Source organism: Paraburkholderia sp. J67, assembly GCF_905220265.1.
In the GTDB taxonomy this organism is placed as follows: domain Bacteria; phylum Pseudomonadota; class Gammaproteobacteria; order Burkholderiales; family Burkholderiaceae; genus Paraburkholderia.
On the sequence record NZ_CAJMZK010000003.1, the window covers coordinates 76,353 to 94,384 of the forward strand.

General features: G+C 64.5%; 15 protein-coding genes and 1 tRNA gene. 12 read left to right on the forward strand and 4 right to left on the reverse strand.

Annotation, left to right across the window (positions count from 1 at the left end; all coding sequences use genetic code 11):
- Positions 1-38 precede the first annotated feature (38 nt).
- Complete coding sequence (locus tag U5782_RS07275) at positions 39-866, reverse strand: alpha/beta hydrolase (protein ID WP_322043160.1); 828 nt, start codon at positions 864-866, stop codon at positions 39-41.
- Positions 863-2,188 carry an O-acetylhomoserine aminocarboxypropyltransferase gene (locus U5782_RS07280; RefSeq protein WP_322043161.1) on the reverse strand — a complete coding sequence of 442 codons (1,326 nt, stop codon included), beginning with the start codon at positions 2,186-2,188 and terminating at the stop codon, positions 863-865. The genes U5782_RS07275 and U5782_RS07280 overlap by 4 nt, the downstream gene beginning before the upstream one ends.
- Positions 2,189-2,561: 373 nt before the next feature.
- On the opposite strand from U5782_RS07280, the gene U5782_RS07285 reads away from it, so the two are divergent.
- From U5782_RS07285 to U5782_RS07300, 4 genes are all read left to right on the forward strand, one after another.
- Positions 2,562-3,017 carry a CBS domain-containing protein gene (locus tag U5782_RS07285; protein WP_183731290.1) on the forward strand — a complete coding sequence of 152 codons (456 nt, stop codon included), beginning with the start codon at positions 2,562-2,564 and terminating at the stop codon, positions 3,015-3,017.
- A gap of 124 nt (positions 3,018-3,141) precedes the next feature.
- The gene (locus U5782_RS07290; RefSeq protein WP_322043162.1) at positions 3,142-5,106 is read left to right on the forward strand and encodes an MFS transporter; all 1,965 of its coding nucleotides are present in this window, start codon (positions 3,142-3,144) and stop codon (positions 5,104-5,106) included.
- 106 nt (positions 5,107-5,212) lie between these two features.
- A complete protein-coding gene (gene aroC / locus U5782_RS07295; RefSeq protein ID WP_322043163.1) occupies positions 5,213-6,313 on the forward strand; it encodes a chorismate synthase in 1,101 nt (366 codons plus the stop codon).
- Between the two features lie 144 nt (positions 6,314-6,457).
- Entirely contained in the window at positions 6,458-8,182 is a 1,725-nt protein-coding gene (locus tag U5782_RS07300) for a tetratricopeptide repeat-containing glycosyltransferase family protein (RefSeq protein WP_322043164.1), read from the forward strand.
- Positions 8,183-8,233: 51 nt separating this feature from the next.
- Here the strand turns inward: U5782_RS07300 and U5782_RS07305 are convergent, their stop codons facing one another.
- Positions 8,234-9,907, reverse strand: a complete 1,674-nt coding sequence (locus U5782_RS07305) for an electron transfer flavoprotein-ubiquinone oxidoreductase (RefSeq protein WP_322043165.1) — start codon at positions 9,905-9,907, stop codon at positions 8,234-8,236.
- 177 nt (positions 9,908-10,084) lie between these two features.
- On the opposite strand from U5782_RS07305, the gene U5782_RS07310 reads away from it, so the two are divergent.
- Both U5782_RS07310 and U5782_RS07315 read left to right on the forward strand, forming a co-directional pair.
- Positions 10,085-10,864, forward strand: coding sequence for an SDR family oxidoreductase (locus tag U5782_RS07310; RefSeq protein WP_322043166.1), 780 nt, complete (start codon positions 10,085-10,087; stop codon positions 10,862-10,864).
- A gap of 49 nt (positions 10,865-10,913) precedes the next feature.
- Positions 10,914-11,354 (forward strand): thioesterase family protein, encoded by a 441-nt coding sequence (locus U5782_RS07315; RefSeq protein ID WP_322043167.1) that lies wholly within the window; start codon positions 10,914-10,916, stop codon positions 11,352-11,354.
- A gap of 61 nt (positions 11,355-11,415) precedes the next feature.
- Here the strand turns inward: U5782_RS07315 and U5782_RS07320 are convergent, their stop codons facing one another.
- Positions 11,416-12,006, reverse strand: coding sequence for a LuxR C-terminal-related transcriptional regulator (locus tag U5782_RS07320; protein ID WP_322043168.1), 591 nt, complete (start codon positions 12,004-12,006; stop codon positions 11,416-11,418).
- Between the two features lie 239 nt (positions 12,007-12,245).
- On the opposite strand from U5782_RS07320, the gene U5782_RS07325 reads away from it, so the two are divergent.
- The 6 genes from U5782_RS07325 (at position 12,246) to U5782_RS07350 (ending at position 17,826) form a co-directional block, all read left to right on the forward strand.
- A complete protein-coding gene (locus U5782_RS07325; protein WP_322043169.1) occupies positions 12,246-12,953 on the forward strand; it encodes a CoA transferase subunit A in 708 nt (235 codons plus the stop codon).
- Positions 12,954-12,968: 15 nt separating this feature from the next.
- Positions 12,969-13,610: a CoA transferase subunit B gene (locus tag U5782_RS07330; protein ID WP_322043170.1), complete on the forward strand. Its 642-nt coding sequence runs from the start codon at positions 12,969-12,971 to the stop codon at positions 13,608-13,610.
- Between the two features lie 302 nt (positions 13,611-13,912).
- A complete protein-coding gene (locus U5782_RS07335; RefSeq protein ID WP_322043171.1) occupies positions 13,913-14,788 on the forward strand; it encodes an alpha/beta hydrolase in 876 nt (291 codons plus the stop codon).
- Positions 14,789-14,888: 100 nt separating this feature from the next.
- The gene (locus U5782_RS07340; protein ID WP_322043172.1) at positions 14,889-15,242 is read left to right on the forward strand and encodes a RidA family protein; all 354 of its coding nucleotides are present in this window, start codon (positions 14,889-14,891) and stop codon (positions 15,240-15,242) included.
- Positions 15,243-15,410: 168 nt separating this feature from the next.
- The gene (locus U5782_RS07345; RefSeq protein WP_322043173.1) at positions 15,411-17,663 is read left to right on the forward strand and encodes a bifunctional (p)ppGpp synthetase/guanosine-3',5'-bis(diphosphate) 3'-pyrophosphohydrolase; all 2,253 of its coding nucleotides are present in this window, start codon (positions 15,411-15,413) and stop codon (positions 17,661-17,663) included.
- An 86-nt stretch (positions 17,664-17,749) separates the two neighbouring features.
- Positions 17,750-17,826, forward strand: a tRNA-Val gene (locus U5782_RS07350).
- The last annotated feature ends 206 nt before the right edge of the window (positions 17,827-18,032 follow it).

An 18,032-nucleotide genomic window follows, 5' to 3' on the forward strand; every position in this document is an offset into this window, starting at 1 on the left:
TCCCGGGGCTTGAGCCCATCACGTCATCTCGTATCCGCTCAACCGTTCCCCACCCGCACCGCGAAATCGTAGAGCGCGTCGAGCGTGGCGTCGGGCTGTTCGGTCATCAATGCGTGGCCCGCATCGAGCGTGACCGTATCTACGCGCGTACCTGCCAGCTTCAGCGCGTCGGCGATGCCGGCTGCCGCGCGCGGCGGCGTCATGGCGTCGCGCTTGCCGACGATCAGGCGCGCCGGACAGCGCACCTTCGCTGCGCTCGTCAGGCCATCCGCGTACGCGTTGCAGGCCGCGAAATCGGTGTGAAAGAGTTGAGGCTCGCCCTTGGCCGCGACGCGCTCCATCAAGCGCTGATTCATGCCGCGCAGCCAGAAGCCCGGGCCGGGGCTCGACGGTTTGGCCGCGAGCGTCGAGTGGGACCAGGCATTGACTAGTTCGATGGCTTCGGGCTCGCGCTCGCGCGCGGCTTCGAGCAAGGCGGGTGAGACGGTCATGGGGAACGCGGTGGCGAGCAGTGCGATGGCTTTCGCACGAGCAGGATGACGCGCGGCGAATTCGAGTGCGACGAGCGAACCCATGCTGTGCCCCGCGACGAACGCCTGCTTGACGCTCAGCGCCGCGAGCAGCGTGTCGAGCCAGTCGGCCAGCGCGCCGATGCTCGTGAGCGCTGGCCCGGCGCTGCGCATATGGCCGGGCAGATCGACGGCCAGCACACTGAAACCGTGATGGGCGAAGTAGCGCGACTGGAGTCCCCAGACGCTGTGGTCGTGCTGCGCGCCGTGCACGAAGACGGCGACGGGCCGCGCCGGATCGAACGGCCGGTTACCGGTATAGGCGTAGACGGGCTTGCCCAGGACATCGACGATCATGACGCCTCCTTGCCCGGTACGGCCTTGGGCGCGGCGTTGCTTTTCTGCGAGGCCTTGAGCGCGCGCTTGAGGTCGTCGATCAGATCGTCGGGATCTTCAAGGCCGATGGAGAGGCGGATCGTGCCCGCGCCGATGCCCGCGGCCTTGAGCGCTGCGTCGTCCATACGGAAATGTGTGGTGGAGGCAGGGTGGATCACGAGCGAGCGCGCATCGCCCACGTTGGCCAGGTGCGAGAAAAGCGAGAGCGATTCGATGAAGCGCTTGCCCGCCTCGCGGCCACCGGCGAGATCGAAGCTGAATACGGCGCCTGCGCCGCGCGGCAGCAGGCGCTTCGCGAGCGCGTAATCGCGATGGCTTTCGAGTTCGGGATAGGCGAGCGCTTCCACGGCCTCATGCGCGGCTAGGAACTCGACGATGCGCCGCGTGTTCGCCACATGCCGCTCCATGCGTAGCGGCAGCGTTTCGATACCTTGCAGCAATTGCCACGCTGCCTGCGGATGCAGGCAGGCGCCGAAGTCGCGCAGCCCCTCGCGGCGCGCGCGCAGCAGAAACGGCGCGACGCTGCTTTCCTCGCTGAACACCATGCCGTGAAAACCGGCGTAGGGCTGCGTGAATTCCGGAAATTGCCCCGAGGCCTCGAAATCGAACGTGCCGCCATCGACCAGCACGCCGCCGATGGTCGTGCCGTGGCCGCCGAGAAATTTGGTCGCCGAGTGATAGACGAAATCGGCGCCGTGCTCGAAGGGGCGCAGCAGGTAAGGCGTCGTGAAGGTCGAGTCGACGAGCAGCGGCACGCGATGGTCATGCGCAATCTGCGCGATGGCGGCGATGTCCAGCACGTCGAGCCCCGGATTGCCGAGCGTCTCGCCGAACAGCAGCCGCGTGTTGGGCCGCAGCGCCGCGCGCCAGGCGTCGAGATCGCCGGGCTTCACGAAGGTCGTCTCGATGCCGAAGCGGCGCAGCGTGTAGTCGAGCAGGTTATGCGAGCCGCCATAGAGCGCCGCCGACGCGACGATGTGCGCGCCCGCGCCCATCAGCGTGGCGATGGCCAGGTGCAGCGCAGCCTGGCCGCTGGCGGTGCCGATCGCGCCTGCGCCGCCTTCGAGCGCAGCCACACGCTCTTCAAACACGGCCACCGTGGGGTTCGAAATGCGCGAATAAACGTGGCCTGCACGCTCCATATTGAAGAGGGCGGCGGCGTGGTCGGTGTCGCGGAACGAGAACGACGTGGTCTGATAGATCGGCGTCGCGCGGGCGCCGGTGACGGGGTCGGGCGCAGCGCCGGCATGCAGCGCGAGTGTGTCGAAACGGGGATCGGACATTCTGGCAGCACGGCCGGCGCGAACCGGCGACGGGTCTAAGGTGCAGGAATCGTAACACCGGCCGCGCGGCCCGGGGACACATCGCCGACCCCGCAAGCGCGTTCAAAAAAGCCGTCAATCCCCTGTGGGGCGGGGCTGGGCGGACATTGACGCCTGGCCGTCCGGTATAACCCGTATGGCCGATGCCGCGCGCCGCTGAGCGTGCAGGCGCCTGCTTTTGATCACGGCAGCACGGCTTTTCAGGGCCTTTATGCGTCTTTCGGCCCGCTTTCCCGCGGCTTTTCTTTTGGCGACCTTTCCGCTAGGATCGAAAACAGGTAGGTATCTTTTCAGCATCTCCCCCACGATTGACCGCATTTCCTGGAGACACATCATGCGTGTGAGCGATATTCTCAAGGTCAAGGGCAATACGCTCTACACCGTTACACCCGACACGGCGTTGCACGACGCAGTCAACACGATGGCCGAGCACGACATCGGCTCGCTCGTCGTCATGGAGTATGGCGACCTCGTCGGCATGCTCACGTTCCGCGAGATCATCCTCACGCTGCGCACGAACGGCGGCAGCGTAGGCACCACGACGATCCGCAAGGTCATGGACGACCATCCCATCACCTGTACGCCGGAAACCGAGGTGGACGAAGTGCGCCGCATGATGCTCGAACATCACGTGCGCTATCTGCCCGTCATGGAGAGCCGCTCGCTGATGGGCGTGATCTCGTTCTACGACGTCGCGAAAGCCGTGGTGGAAGCGCAGGGCTTCGAAAACAAGCTGCTCAAGGCTTATATCCGCGACTGGCCCGAAGAAGAACGTCATTCGGCGACCTGATATGCAGGGCGGCGGGCTGCCCGGAGCAACCCGCATGAATTGGCATGAAAAAGCGCGCGTCAGGCGCGCTTTTTCATGTCTGCCGACCGATTCAGATTGATTTCGACCGCATAAAAACGACCCGATGAACGATAGACCGATGCCCGTCGCGCAAGCGGCGCCCGTTGACGAAGCCGGCCACGGCTCGCAGTTCGCGCTGTTGCGCCAGCGCCGCTTTGCGCCGTTCTTCTGGACGCAGTTTCTGGGCGCGATGAACGACAACGTCTTCAAGATCGGCTTCACGTCGCTCGTGACCTATCAGGCCGCGCGCTTCTCCGGCGTCGATCCGAAGACCGTCGCGTTTCTGATCTCGGCGATTTTCATCGTGCCGTTCGTGCTGTTCTCGGCGACCTCGGGCCAGATCGCGGACAAGTTCGACAAGGCCGTGCTCACGCGCTGGGTCAAGACCTTCGAGATCGCGGTGATGCTGGTCGGGGCGGCGGGTTTCTGGATGCATAGCGCGCCGTTGCTCTATGCGTGCACCTTCCTGATGGGCGTGCATTCCACGGTATTCGGGCCAATCAAATATGCGTATCTGCCGCAGAAGTTGACGGAGGACGAACTCGTCGGCGGCAACGGGCTCGTGGAAATGGGCACCTTCGTCGCGATCCTGATTGGCACCATCATGGGCGGGATCGCGGCGGGAATTGGCGCTGGCGATGCCTCAGCGGTTGGCACACCGGTGGGCGCGTGGTGGCTCGGCGGACTGTGCATCGTCATTGCGCTGATCGGCCGCGTAGCCAGCAGTTTCGTGCCGCCGTGTGCGCCTTCGCAGCCCGCGCTGCGCATCAACTGGAACCCGGTTTCCGAGACCTGGCGCAATCTGCGGCTCGCGCACGGCAATCGCACGGTGTTTCTGAGTCTGCTCGGCATCTCCTGGCTGTGGTTTGTCGGCGCGACCTTTCTGGCCTCGTTCTTCAACTTCGCGAAGGACGTGCTCTCAGCCGATCCGGATGTCGTTACGTTGCTGCTCGCGATGTTTTCGCTCGGCATCGGTTTCGGCTCGCTGATGTGCGAGAAGCTGTCGCGCCGCCGTATCGAGATCGGCCTCGTGCCCTTGGGCTCGATCGGCATGAGCGTGTTCGGCATCGACCTGTTTTTCGCGAGCCACGCGCTGCCTGCCGCGCCGCATCTGCTCTCGGTGGGCGAATTCGTCGGCACCCTGGCGCACTGGCGCGTGCTGGCCGACCTGTTCCTGCTGGCGATGTTCGGCGGGCTCTACAGTGTGCCGCTCTATGCGCTGATCCAGAGCCGTAGCGAGCCGAGCCATCGCGCGCGCATCATCGCCGCCAATAACATCCTCAACTCGATCTTCATGATTGGCTCGGCGCTCATGGCGATGGGGCTGTCAGCGGCGGGTGTGGGCGTGCCGGGCATTTTTCTGACCACGGCGCTGCTCAATATCGTCGTCGCGGGCTATATCTACACGCTCGTGCCCGAGTTCCTGCTGCGTTTCGTGGCGTGGGTGCTCGTGCATACGGTCTATCGTGTGCGTCTCGTGAACGCCGCGCGGATTCCGGCCGAAGGCCCGGCGGTGCTGGTCTGCAATCACGTGAGCTTTGTCGATGCGGTGGTCATCATGGCCGAAAGCCCGCGGCCGATCCGCTTCGTGATGGATCACCAGATCTTCCGTTCGCGGCTGCTCGGCTGGCTGTTCCGTGATGCGAAAGCGATTCCGATCGCGCCCGCGCATGAGAACGCGGCGTTGCTCGCAGCGGCCTATGACGCGTGCGCCGCGGCATTGGAGGAGGGCGAGCTCGTCTGCATCTTCCCCGAGGGCAAGATCACGCGCGATGGCGAGATGAATCCGTTTCGCCACGGCATCACCGAAATCCTCAAGCGCCACCCCGCGCCCGTCGTGCCGATGGCGCTGCGCGGCTTATGGGGCAGCATGTTTTCGCGACACGCGGCGTCGGGGCAGGAGCGGCCCGTGCGGCGTGGCATCACGAGCCGGTTGACGCTGGCGGTGGGGGAGCCCGTCGCGCCGGAAGACGTCACGGTCGATGGACTTCAGCGCGCCGTGGTCGAACTGCGCGGCGAGCGGCGTTGACGCTGCGAAAGCTGGCGTCGGCATGCCGCCCTGACAGCCCGCCCGGGCGCGGCTTGGCGCGGGCTGGCATAATGCTGGATTCCCCGAATCACTTTGGACGACTGCCATGTCCGGCAACACGCTCGGTACGCTTTTCACCGTCACCACTTTCGGCGAGTCCCACGGTCCCGCCATCGGCTGTGTCATCGACGGCTGCCCGCCCGGCATGGCGCTCACCGAAGCCGATATCCAGATCGATCTGGACCGCCGCCGCCCCGGCACCTCGCGCCACGTCACGCAGCGCCAGGAAGCCGACCAGGTCGAAATCCTCTCGGGCGTGTTCGAAGGCGTCACGACGGGTACGCCCATCGCGCTCCTGATCCGCAACACTGACCAGCGCAGCAAGGACTACGGCAACATCGTCGAGACCTTCCGTCCTGGCCACGCCGACTACACCTACTGGCAGAAGTACGGTATCCGCGACTATCGCGGCGGCGGCCGCTCGTCGGCGCGGTTGACGGCGCCCACGGTCGCTGCGGGGGCGGTCGCGAAGAAGTGGCTGCGCGAGCGCTTTGGCGTGGAAGTGCGCGGTTATATGAGCGCGCTCGGCGAAATCGAGGTGCCGTTCGTGTCCTGGCAGCACGTGCACGAGAATCCGTTCTTCTCGGCCAACGCCGATGTCGTGCCGCAGCTCGAAGACTACATGGACGCGCTGCGCAAGGATGGTGATTCGATTGGGGCGCGCATCAATGTGGTCGCGAGCGGTGTGCCGGTGGGCTGGGGCGAGCCGCTGTTCGATCGCCTCGACGCCGACATCGCCCACGCGATGATGGGCATCAATGCCGTGAAGGGCATCGAGATTGGCGCGGGCTTCGCGAGCGTCGCGCAGCGCGGCTCGACGCACGGCGACGAACTCACGCCCAATGGCTTCCACGGCAATCATGCGGGCGGCATTCTCGGCGGCATTTCGACGGGGCAGGACATCACGGTGTCGATCGCGATCAAGCCGACGTCGAGCATCCGCACGCCGCGCCGCTCGATCGACAAGGCGGGCGAGCCGGCCGTGGTCGAGACCTTTGGCCGTCACGATCCGTGCGTGGGCATTCGCGCTACGCCGATCGCCGAAGCCATGCTGGCGCTCGTGCTGATTGACCACGCCATGCGCCACCGTGCGCAAAACGGCGACGTCGTGGTGTCGACGCCGAAGATCGCGGCCAGCGACGCCTGATAAGTTGAGGGATTAGAGGGCGCGGCCGGGTGTCGCATGGCCGGCCCGGTTCGCCTTTTTTAAGACTTCGCCAATGTACTGGCGCAGCGGAGCCTTCTACATTGCCTGAATTGGCGCGTTTCGCGCTTTCTTCGGGTAGTTTCGATGAACGCTCCGCTTCCTTCCTCGCTTTCCTCCTCATCCCATTCCGATATCTGGCAGTCCGCGCAGTCGCTGCACGCAGCGGGTGCCTACGAGGCCGCGCTCGACGCACTCGATCGGATGCTGGATGTCTCGCCGGCTGATCCCGGCGCACTCGAACTGGCGGCGCGACTGCTTGCGCACCGCGGCCGGCCCGGCATGCCGCCGATGCTGGCCACACACAGCGCACTTGCCGATGCTCACTTCGCCCTTGGTGCGTGGTTGTTCGAGCGGGGGCGCATCGGGGCCGCGCATCGCGCATATGAGCGTGTGTTGTCGCTGCGCCCGAATGACGCCTCAGCACTCTCCAATTTCGGCGTTGTGCTGATGCGCGAGGCGCGCATGGGCGATGCCGAAGCCGCGCTGTCGCGCGCGTTAGAGATCGATCCAGACCACATTGGCGCGTTGCTCCATCAAGGCCTCCTGAACTGGCGTCGAGGCCGGCTCGTGCAAGCCGAAGGCGCGTATCGCGCGGCGCTCGCGCGCAATGCGACCAACGCATTGGCCTGGAACAATCTAGGGCTGCTGCTCAAGGACATGAACCGGCTGCCAGAATCCGAGGCGGCGTGTCGCCGTGCGCTGTCGCTCAATGAGAATCTGGCCGAGGCGCATAACAACCTCGGCAATGCGTTATGGCAACTCGGGCGCGTCGAGGAATCCATCGACGCGTATCGCCGCTCGCTTGCGCTGCGCCCCGACTATGCCGCCGCGCGCGCGAATCTGGCGTTGCCGCTGCTATGTGTCGGGGACTACGACGCCGCGTGGCCGTTGTATGAGTCGCGGCACGACCCCGCGATCGGACCGGAAGCGATCGCCCGTCCGCCGGTGCCGTATCCGCAGTGGCAGGGCGAATCGCTCGTCGGCAAATCGGTGCTGGTATGGCCCGAGCAAGGGCTGGGCGACAGTCTGCAATTTTGCCGCTACGTGCCGATGCTCAAGGCGCTGGGCGCGGCACAGGTCAGCCTCGCGTGCGCGCCCACGCAGCAGCGGCTGTTCGAATCGCTGGCAGGCGCCGATCAGGTGATCCCACTGAACGGACAAGGCCGCATCGAGCGCCATGACTACTGGTGCCTGATGATGAGTTTGCCGTTGCGCTTCGCCACGACGGTCGCGACGATTCCGGCCCGTGTGCCGTATCTGCACGCGCAGGCGGCCGACGTCGAAACGTGGCAAGCCCGCTTGCCCGCAGGCGCGCTGAAGGTCGGACTCGTGTGGGCGGGCAATCCGCGGGCCGATCAGGCGAGCTCGAATGCGCTCGACCAACGCCGCTCGCTCGATGCGCAGTCGTTCGCTCCTCTGCTGGGCACGCAGGGTGTCACGTTCGTCAGCCTGCAAATGGGCGACTCGACGCGTCCACAGATTGCGAGCCTGCCCGCCGCACTTCGTCCGTTCGATCCAATGGACGATGTCCGCGATTTCGCCGATACGGCGGCCATCGTCGCGAATCTCGATCTGGTGATTACCGTCGATACGTCGATGGCGCACCTGGCCGGCGCGCTGGGCCGGCCAGTGTGGGTGCTGTCGCGTTACGACGCATGCTGGCGCTGGTTCAGGGACCGTGAAGATTCCCCGTGGTATCCGAGCGCGCGGGTGTTTCGCCAGACGCAGCCGGATGCGTGGGACGATGTGCTGCGGCGCGTGGAGCACGCGCTGGCGGCGTTGGCCGCGTCTCATGAAATTCAACGCTAGAAAAGCAAAAAGGGCCGCTCGCGCGGCCCTTCGGAAGGCAGATTTTCAGCCTTACATGTTCGGATAGTTCGGACCGCCGCCACCTTCCGGCGTGACCCACACGATGTTCTGCGTCGGGTCCTTGATGTCGCAGGTCTTGCAGTGCACGCAGTTCTGCGCGTTGATCTGCAGACGATCGCTGCCGTCGTCGTTCTTCACGAACTCATACACCGCGGCGGGGCAGAAGCGCGCTTCCGGGCCCGCGTAGGTGCGCAGGTTCACGTCGACGGGCACCTTGGCATCCTTGAGCGTCAAGTGCGCGGGCTGGTTTTCTTCGTGATTCGTGTTCGAGATGAACACTGAAGAGAGCCGGTCGAACGTGAGCTTGCCATCGGGCTTCGGATACTCGATCGGCTTGCATTGCGAGGCCGGCTTGAGCATCTCGTTGTCGCGATGCTGGTGGTGCAGCGTCCAGGGCACGTTGCCGCCGAGCAGCTTCTGCTCGATGCCAACCATCAGCGTGCCCAGGTACAGGCCCTTGCTCATCCACTGCTTGAAGTTGCGCGCCTTGTAGAGTTCCTCGTACAGCCACGACTTCTTGAAGCCCTCGGGATAGGCCGTGAGTTCGTCGCTCTGACGACCTGCCTGGACGGCTTCGAATGCCGCTTCGGCGGCGAGCATGCCGGTCTTGATCGCGGCGTGGCTGCCCTTGATACGCGAGGCGTTCAGGAAGCCCGCATCGTCGCCGACCAGCGCGCCGCCCGGGAACGCAAGCTTCGGCAGCGACATCAGGCCACCCGCCGTGATCGCGCGCGCGCCATAGGACACGCGCTTGCCGCCTTCCAGATACTTGCGGATCGCCGGATGCGTCTTATAGCGCTGGAACTCCTCGAACGGCGAAAGATACGGATTCGTATAAGCCAGGCCGACGACGAAACCCACCATCACCTGGTTGTTGTCGATGTGATACAGGAACGAGCCGCCGTAGGTATCGCTTTCGAGCGGCCAGCCAGCCGTGTGAATCACCAGACCCGGCTGATGCTTCGCGGGATCGATCTCCCACAATTCCTTGATGCCGATGCCGTAAACCTGCGGATCGGCGTCCTTGCCAAGCTTGAACTTCTCGTTCAGCTGACGGCCCAGATGCCCGCGCGCGCCTTCGCAGAAGAGCGTGTACTTCGCGTGCAATTCCATGCCGAGCTGGAAATTCTCGGTCGGCTCGCCGTCCTTGCCGACACCCATGTTGCCGGTGGCGACGCCCTTGACCGAGCCATCGTCGTTGTACAGAACCTCAGCCGCGGGAAAGCCCGGGAAGATTTCCACGCCCAGCGCTTCAGCCTGCTGACCCAGCCAGCGCGTCACGTTCGCGAGACTGATGACGTAATTGCCGTGGTTCTTGAAGTTGTCGGGCAGCGCCCAGTTCGGCACGGACTTCGCGCCCGTTTCCGACAGAAACAGGAACTTGTCTTCCGTTACCGGCACGTTCAGCGGCGCGCCTTGCTCCTTCCAGTCGGGAAAGAGTTCATTGATCGCACGCGGATCCATGACCGCGCCCGAGAGGATATGCGCCCCGATTTCAGAGCCTTTTTCCAGCACGCACACGCCGATCTCGGCGCCTTTTTCAGCCGCCAGTTGTTTGAGGCGGATTGCCGCCGACAGCCCAGCCGGGCCGCCGCCGACGATCACGACGTCATACTCCATCGACTCGCGTGGGCCGTATTGCTCCAAGAGACTTGTGGGGGTCATTAAAGCTCCTCTTGCCATTAGAATGCTTTTTTCGGGTTCGTATTGTCGGGTAACGTTCCCCTTGCCGCAACCCGACAAACCCGTATTAGCACGATCGTTCTATTTTGTGCCAGAATGCCCGGCTCACTGCCCATGGCGTATTCCGGCGCCCCGTCATCCCTTGAACAGGAAGCGAAAATGGGCCGTTCGATCAATCTGGAAGGAAAGGTGGCGATGATCACCGGCGCGTCGAGCGGGCTCGGCAAGCGTTTCGCCCAGGTGCTCTCGCAGGCAGGCGCGAAGGTCGTGCTGGCGAGCCGGCGTGTCGAGCGGCTCAAGGAACTGCGCGCGGAAATCGAAGCCGACGGCGGCGCCGCGCACGTGGTGTCGCTCGACGTCACGGATTACCAGAGCATCCGTTCGGCGGTCGCGCATGCGGAAACCGAAGCGGGCACCATCGACATCCTCGTCAACAACTCGGGTGTGTCGACCACCCAAAAGCTCGCCGACGTCACGCCCGCCGACTTCGAGTATGTCTTCGACACCAACACGCGCGGCGCCTTTTTCGTTGCGCAGGAGGTGGCCAAACGGATGATCATGCGCGGCAACGGCGGCGCCTCGAAGCCCGCGTACCGCATCATTAATATTGCCTCGGTGGCGGGGCTGAGCGTGCTGCCGCAGATCGGCCTTTATTCGATCAGCAAGGCGGCCGTCGTGCACATGACGAAGGCGATGGCGCTGGAGTGGGGCCGTCACGGCATCAACGTCAACGCGATCTGTCCCGGTTATATCGATACCGAGATCAACCATCACCACTGGGCGACCGAGCAGGGGCAGAAGCTCGTCTCCATGCTGCCGCGCCACCGGGTGGGCACGCCCGCCGACCTCGACGGCCTGCTGCTATTGCTCGCCGCCGATGAGTCGGCCTTCATGAACGGCTCGATCATCACCGCCGACGATGGTTTCGGCCTGACCTGAGCCCCGCGATTTTCCTTAACGTATCCGAGTAACCCGAAGTCGAAGTGCAATGAGTGAATACCACCCAGTTTTTGAGATGACCATGCCGATCCGTTGGGGCGACATGGACGCGTTCGGTCACGTGAACAACACGGTCTATTTCCGCTACATGGAGCAGGTGCGGATTTCCTGGTTCGAGCAGCTTGGCGTAGCCGGCGAGAGCCGCGAGGCGGGCAACGGGCAAGGGCCCGTGATCGTCAACGCGTCGATGGAGTTCTTGCGGCAACTGCACTATCCGGGCGACATCGTCTGCACGATGACGGTGGGCCAGCCTGGCCGCAGCAGCTTCGACACGGGTTTCGAGCTGCGCCGCGTGGACGATCCCGACACGGTCTACGCGCGCGGCAACGCGCGCTGCGTCTGGATCGACTATGAAGCGGGCAAGTCGGTGCCGATTCCGGACAACCTGCGTGCGACCATCGAAAACGCGCCGCTCGTCAAGGCGCGTTGATCTCCGCGATTGCCTTCCTTGTGGCGCTTTCTTGCGCCACTTTCTTGCGCCACGGCATCGCTCACTGCCCCAGCAAGCGTTGCAGCAGTTCGGTGGCGTTGCCCGTGTCGTACTTGCGCATCAGCCGCGCGCGGTAGACGTCCACCGTGCGCGGGCTGATGTCCAGAATCCGCCCGATCTGCTTGCTCGTCTTGCCCGTGACCAGTTGCGCGGCGATTTCGCGCTCGCGCGGCGTGAGCTCCACGGCGACGCGCCGCGTCGCGCTCAGATCCTCGAATGTCCACACGCCCGCCGCATGGGGCGCCGCTCGATCGAGCGAGCGGCCCGTCACGTGGCACCAGAACAGTTCGCCGTTCGCGCGCTTCATGATGCGGTCGTCGGCGTAGCTGCCTTGCGCCGTCATGATGGGCGGAATGCGCTCGCCGATGCGCTCGAACTCGTCCGCCGACGGATACAGCACCTGAAACGACTGCCCGAGCAGCGCCTCGCGCGGGCAGCGGAAAATCGCGCAGACCGCTTCGTTGCAGTCTTCGATGATGCGCGCGCGGGCGATCACGAGACCGATGGGCGCGAGATGGAAGGCGGTCTGGTAATCGAGCGCGGGGGGCGGCAGGGCGGCGGAAGTGGCAGCGGGTGTCTCGGATTCGGGCATGGCGGTTGATACGGGTATGGCTTTATGTAGTTTTGCGTATTGTGCCGCATTGCCCGTCCAGCGTACGCTTGCCAACCATCAGAGGACTACGCGGGGTGCGCGCCGGGTTCACGGCAGCGCCACCCGGGCATGACTAGAATGTGGCATCCGGGCGTGCGCCACGCTCGCGTGGCAGGCTGAACAACAAGATTGATCGAACGACGCATCGACGTATTTCCATTCGAGGAAGGGACACACTGATGAACAAAGTCTATGGAAGCGCGGCTGCCGCGCTCGAGGGCATCGTCAAGGACGGCCAGACCTTCGCGGTCGGCGGTTTCGGGCTGTGCGGCATTCCGGAGGCGCTGATCGGCGCGCTGCGCGATTCGGGCGTGAAGGGCATTACGTGCATCAGCAACAATGCGGGCGTGGACGGCTTCGGCCTCGGTCTGCTGCTGGAAACGCGCCAGATCAAGAAAATGGTCTCGTCCTATGTGGGCGAGAACAAGGAATTCGAGCGTCAGTATCTGTCGGGCGAACTCGAGCTCGAATTCACGCCGCAGGGCACGCTGGCGGAAAAGCTGCGCGCGGGCGGTGCTGGCATTCCGGCATTCTTCACCAACACGGGTTTCGGCACGCTGATCGCCGAGGGCAAGGAAACGCGCCAGTTCGGCGACAAGCACTACGTGCTGGAGCACTCGCTCACGGCCGACGTCGCACTTGTGAAGGCGTGGAAAGCCGACAAATCGGGCAACCTGATCTATCGCCGCACGGCGCGCAACTTCAACCCGATGTGCGCGATGGCGGGCAAGATCACGGTCGCGGAAGTGGAAGAGATCGTTGAGAACGGCGAACTCGATCCGGATGCGATTCATACGCCGGGCATCTTCGTGCAGCGCATCGTCCTCAATGCGCAACCGGAAAAACGCATCGAACAACGCACCGTGCGCGCCGCGGCGAGCGCATAAGAAGGGAGACCGATCATGGCATGGAATCGTGACGAAATGGCCGCACGCGCGGCGAAGGAACTGCAGGACGGCTTCTATGTGAACCTGGGCATCGGCCTGCCGACGCTCGTGGCCAATCACGTGCCGCAAGGCGTGGAAGTCTGGCTGCAATCGGAAAACGGCTTGCTGGGCATCGGCCCGTTCCCGACCGAAGACCAGGTGGACGCCGACATGATCAACGCGGGCAAGCAGACCGTGACGACGCTGCCCGGTTCGTCGATTTTCTCCTCGGCGGACTCGTTCGCGATGATTCGCGGCGGCCACATCAACCTCGCGATCCTGGGCGCGATGCAGGTGAGCGAGAAGGGCGACCTGGCCAACTGGATGATCCCGGGCAAGATGATCAAGGGCATGGGCGGCGCGATGGACCTCGTGGCCGGTGTCGGCCGCGTGGTCGTGCTCATGGAGCATGTGGCCAAGGGCGACCAGCACAAGATTCTCGAAGCCTGCACGCTGCCGCTCACGGGCGTGGGCGTGGTCGATCTGATCATCACCGACCTCGGCGTGCTTGAAGTAAGCGACGCGGGCTTGAAGGTGACCGAACTCGCGCCCGGCGTGAGCGTGGACGAGATCAAGGCCAAGACGGGCGCACCGCTCGACGTGAGCGCGGTGAGCTGAACGTGGCAACGCGTTAATCGCTGAAAGTGGCATGTCACAGGCGGGTGGAACTTCGGTTCCGCCCGTTTTGTTTTGACGGTTATGACGATTTCTATGGAACCATTCTGGCGCGTTTGCGTGCGCCTGAAACCTCGGCCAGACGGCATAGGCCAGATGGCCGATGGCGCAGACGCCGTGTCCGCGTCCGGTCAGGGCTCGGGCGGCGCCAGAGCCGCCGTGCGGTGGCGCGCCCTCCGGTCCCGCCCCGCAAAGCCGTTTACAATGGCCCCACGCTTTTGAACGCTTTCAGCGAGGATCCAGCGATGACCGTTTCGTCTGCCGTGCCGCGTCAGCATGACGTCCAGTGTCTCAGCCCTTCGGGTCTACACCGCCTGGCGTATACCGAGTGGGGCGATCCCGCCAATCCGCGCGTGCTCGTCTGCGTGCATGGCCTCACGCGTTCGAGCCGTGATTTCGACCGCGTGGCCGCCGCGCTGGCCGATACGTATCGCGTGGTTTGTCCCGATGTGGTGGGACGCGGCTTGTCTTCGTGGCTGGTCGATCCGCGCGGCTATGGCGTTGCCCAGTACGTCGCGGACATGGTCACCTTGATTGCGCGCACCGGCGTCGGGAAGGTGGACTGGTTCGGCACGTCGATGGGCGGCTTGATCGGCATGGCGCTCGCCGGGCTGCCCGACGCGCCCATTGGCCGTATGCTGCTCAACGATATTGGTCCGCATATCGAACCGGCTTCGCTCGATCGCATCGGCGAATATGTGGGGCGCGACGTGTCGTTCGGCTCGTTGCAGGAGGGGATCGACAACGCCGCGTTGCTCGCGGCGTCGTTCGGCCCGCTCACGGCCGATGAGTGGCGCGAGATCAACACGCCCTTGCTGCACGAGGTCGATGGCGCATGGCGCTACCGTTACGACCCGCGCATTTCCGAGGCCTTCAAGGGCGTGACGCCGGAGCAGAACGAGCAGGGCGAGCAGTTCCTGTGGCGCTCGCTCGCGGCGTTCAAGGGGCCGGTACTGGCGGTGCGAGGCGAGCTTTCCGATCTGCTTTCGCGAGAAACTGTGGCGAAGATGGAGGCGACAGGTCAGCAGCTTTCGAGTGTCGAAATCGCTGGCGTCGGCCATGCGCCTGCCTTCCTTGCGCCTGACCAGATCGAGATCGCGCGCCGTTTCTTCGCCGCATAGCCGGCCGGCGCGTCATAATAATGGGATTGCCCGGCGCCACGGTGGTGTGCGACGGGCGCTTTGGGACTCACCCGGACCCTCAACCTCAACAGGATTTTTCATGGCAGTCATTCGTCACCACGTCGGCCCGCGTCTTTCGGAAACCGCCATCCATAATGGCACGGTCTATCTGGCTGGCCAGATCGCCGAAGACACGAAGCAGGACATCGCCGGTCAGACGCGTGAAGTGCTGGGCCACATCGACCGCCTGCTGGGCGAGGCGAACAGCGACAAGTCGCTGCTGCTGTCGGTGCAGATCTACATCGCCGAGATGAAGGATTTCCCCGGCATGAACGCCGAGTGGGACAAGTGGGTGGCGCAGGGCGCCACGCCGCCGCGTGCGACCGTCGAAGCGAAGCTTGCGAATCCGGAATGCCTCGTCGAAATCGTCGTGGTGGCTGCGCAGCGCGAATAAGCGCACCTTACGCGTGACGGGCCGCGTGACGACGTCCCGCGGCCTCGCTCCACGACGGCAGCGCAGCGAGAGCCGCGCTCCGTTATCGCCAGCGATCGTCGTTGGACCGCATTACCGTTGTTTCACCGTAGTTTGCAGCCTGGCCGGTACGCCGGCGGGCGATGTCTCATGAGCAGCGACACTGTACCCCCCGTTCCCGCCGAAGCCTCTTCCTACGACGCGCTGCCGTCGCTCGACGACACGCTCGCGTTCGTGCGCGAGCACGCCGGCGATGCGCGCCTGTCCACGGGCGAGCCCCTCGTCGAGCACGCACAGGGCACGGCGTCGATCATGATCCGCCTGAACGTCGATCCGCCCGCGGTGCTGGCGGCGGCGCTCTTCAACATCGCCCAGCATCTCGACAATCCCGAGGCGACGCTCGAGGCGCGCTTCGGCGCCGAAGTCACGAAGCTGGTCTTCGACGTGCGCAAGCTGCTGCGTCTGGGCACGGTCAGCCTGCGCGCGGCCGCGCAAAACGCCGCGCCCGAGAGCGGTCGCGAGAGCCGCGATGCGCAGGCCGCGCGTCGTGCCCAGGTCGAGTCGCTGCGCAAGATGCTGCTCGCCTTCGCGCAGGATATCCGCGTGGTGCTGATCCGCCTGGCGTCGCGCTTGCAGTCGCTGCGGTTTTATGCGGCGGCCAAGGTCACGCCTGCGCCCGAGATTTCGCGCGAGACGCTGGACATCTATGCGCCGCTCGCCAATCGACTCGGCATCTGGCAACTGAAGTGGGAGCTTGAAGACCTCGCGTTCCGCTTCGAGGAACCGGTGACCTACAAGCGCATCGCCAAGCTGCTCGACGAGAAGCGCGTGGAGCGCGAGAGCTATGTGGCCGATGCCATCGCGCGGCTGCGTCACGAACTGGCCAGTGCGCATATCGACGCTGAAGTGAGCGGGCGTCCCAAGCACATCTACAGCATCTGGAAGAAGATGCGCGGCAAGGAGATCGACTTCGCCGAGCTGTACGACGTGCGTGCGTTCCGCGTGATCGTGCGCGACATCAAGGATTGCTACACGGTGCTGGGCATCGTGCACAACCTCTGGCAGCCGGTGCCGCGCGAATTCGACGATTACATCTCGCGGCCCAAGCCCAACGGCTATCGCTCGCTGCATACGGTCGTGGTCGGCGACGACGGGCGGGCGTTCGAAGTGCAGATCCGTACTCAGGAGATGCATCAGTTCGCGGAATATGGCGTGGCCGCGCACTGGCGCTATAAGGAAGCGGGGGCGAAGGGCTACGGCGGCCAGTTCAGCGCGAGCAGCAGCTATGACGAGAAGATCGCGTGGCTGCGCCAGTTGCTGGCGTGGAAGGACGATGTGGCCGATGGCCGTCAGCCTTGGGAGCAACTGCGCCAGGCGACGCTCGACGACGATCACATCTACGTGCTCACGCCTCAGGCGCGCGTGATCGCGCTGCCGCAGGGCGCCACGCCGCTCGATTTCGCGTATCACCTGCATAGCGAACTGGGTCATCGCTGCCGCGGTGCGCGCGTCGACGGCGCGATGGTGCCGCTCAACACGCATCTGCAAAATGGCCAGACCGTCGAGATTGTCGCGGTGAAGGAGGGCGGCCCGTCGCGCGACTGGCTCAACCCGCAACTCGGCTATCTGCAGAGCCACCGCGCGCGCCAGAAAGTGCGCGCATGGTTCAACGGGATCGAAGCGCAGGAGAACATCGCCAACGGCCGCGCGATGGTCGAAAAGACCTTGCAGCGCGAGGGGCGCACCTCGGTCAATCTCGATCAGCTCGCGGCCAAGCTGGGCTTCAAGTCGACCGACGAGTTCTTCAGCGTGGTCGGCAAGGAAGAGTTCAGCCTGCGTTACGTCGAGCAGGCGCTCAGCGACGCGCCGGCCCCCGAGCCCGAGGAGGAAACGCCCGAGCAGTTGACCAAGCGCGCAAGCGGCTCGAACGTCACGCATGGCGGCTCGTCGGGCGTGCTGGTGGTGGGCGTGGATGCGCTGCTCACGCAGCTTGCGCGTTGCTGCCGTCCGGCGCCGCCCGACCCGATCTGCGGTTTCGTTACGCGCGGCAAGGGCATGTCGATCCACCGCAGCGATTGCGCTACGTTCCAGCGCATGGCGCGCCGTTCGCCCGAGCGCGTGCTTCAGACTACCTGGTCCGCCGATGTGATGGGCGGGCGCGGGCAGTCGGTCTATCCGGTCGATATTTCGATCGAGGCCACCGACCGCCAGGGCCTGCTGCGCGATATCTCCGAAGTGTTCGCACGGGAGAAGATGAACGTGATCGGCGTGAAGACGCAGTCGCGTCGCAACGCGGCCTATATGCAGTTCACGGTCGAGGTGTCGAGTTCGGCGCAAATCCAGCGCGCCTGCGTCCTGCTGGGTGAAGTGGGCGGTGTGGTTCGCGCGTTCCGCAAGGGCTGAAGGTCCTCGGGTGCGGCGATGTTTTTGTCGCACCGCAAAAAAGCACTTGCCAACTCCGCGAAAGTGTCATATAGTCTTGCTTCTTCAGGCTCGTAGCTCAGCTGGTTAGAGCACCACCTTGACATGGTGGGGGTCGTTGGTTCGAGTCCAATCGAGCCTACCAACGAAATCGAAGTCGCGGTGTGCGTGTTGGCATCGGGGCTTCACAGCAGTAAGGCGCTTGGCGCTCAAGGCGAATACGGTTATGACACCGCGAACGTTGACCGAAACTACTTCGGAGCGACGCTAGTCGAGGACCTCTTTCGCCCTGCAATCTGGTTTGAAAAGTGAATGCGGCCCCTCGAAAGCGGGGCCGCATTTTTTTTCGCC

Bases quoted from the DNA above. Each gene is read 5' to 3' on its own strand.
- U5782_RS07340 (WP_322043172.1), top strand. From the start codon at position 14,889: ATGGCAGTCATTCGTCACCACGTCGGCCCGCGTCTTTCGGAAACCGCC.
- U5782_RS07330 (WP_322043170.1), top strand. From the start codon at position 12,969: ATGGCATGGAATCGTGACGAAATGGCCGCACGCGCGGCGAAGGAACTG.
- U5782_RS07305 (WP_322043165.1), bottom strand. From the start codon at position 9,907: ATGACCCCCACAAGTCTCTTGGAGCAATACGGCCCACGCGAGTCGATG.
- aroC (WP_322043163.1), top strand. From the start codon at position 5,213: ATGTCCGGCAACACGCTCGGTACGCTTTTCACCGTCACCACTTTCGGC.
- U5782_RS07320 (WP_322043168.1), bottom strand. From the start codon at position 12,006: ATGCCCGAATCCGAGACACCCGCTGCCACTTCCGCCGCCCTGCCGCCC.
- U5782_RS07325 (WP_322043169.1), top strand. From the start codon at position 12,246: ATGAACAAAGTCTATGGAAGCGCGGCTGCCGCGCTCGAGGGCATCGTC.
- U5782_RS07300 (WP_322043164.1), top strand. From the start codon at position 6,458: ATGAACGCTCCGCTTCCTTCCTCGCTTTCCTCCTCATCCCATTCCGAT.
- U5782_RS07275 (WP_322043160.1), bottom strand. From the start codon at position 866: ATGATCGTCGATGTCCTGGGCAAGCCCGTCTACGCCTATACCGGTAAC.
- U5782_RS07280 (WP_322043161.1), bottom strand. From the start codon at position 2,188: ATGTCCGATCCCCGTTTCGACACACTCGCGCTGCATGCCGGCGCTGCG.
- U5782_RS07290 (WP_322043162.1), top strand. From the start codon at position 3,142: ATGAACGATAGACCGATGCCCGTCGCGCAAGCGGCGCCCGTTGACGAA.
- U5782_RS07335 (WP_322043171.1), top strand. From the start codon at position 13,913: ATGACCGTTTCGTCTGCCGTGCCGCGTCAGCATGACGTCCAGTGTCTC.
- U5782_RS07315 (WP_322043167.1), top strand. From the start codon at position 10,914: ATGAGTGAATACCACCCAGTTTTTGAGATGACCATGCCGATCCGTTGG.
- U5782_RS07285 (WP_183731290.1), top strand. From the start codon at position 2,562: ATGCGTGTGAGCGATATTCTCAAGGTCAAGGGCAATACGCTCTACACC.
- U5782_RS07345 (WP_322043173.1), top strand. From the start codon at position 15,411: ATGAGCAGCGACACTGTACCCCCCGTTCCCGCCGAAGCCTCTTCCTAC.
- U5782_RS07310 (WP_322043166.1), top strand. From the start codon at position 10,085: ATGGGCCGTTCGATCAATCTGGAAGGAAAGGTGGCGATGATCACCGGC.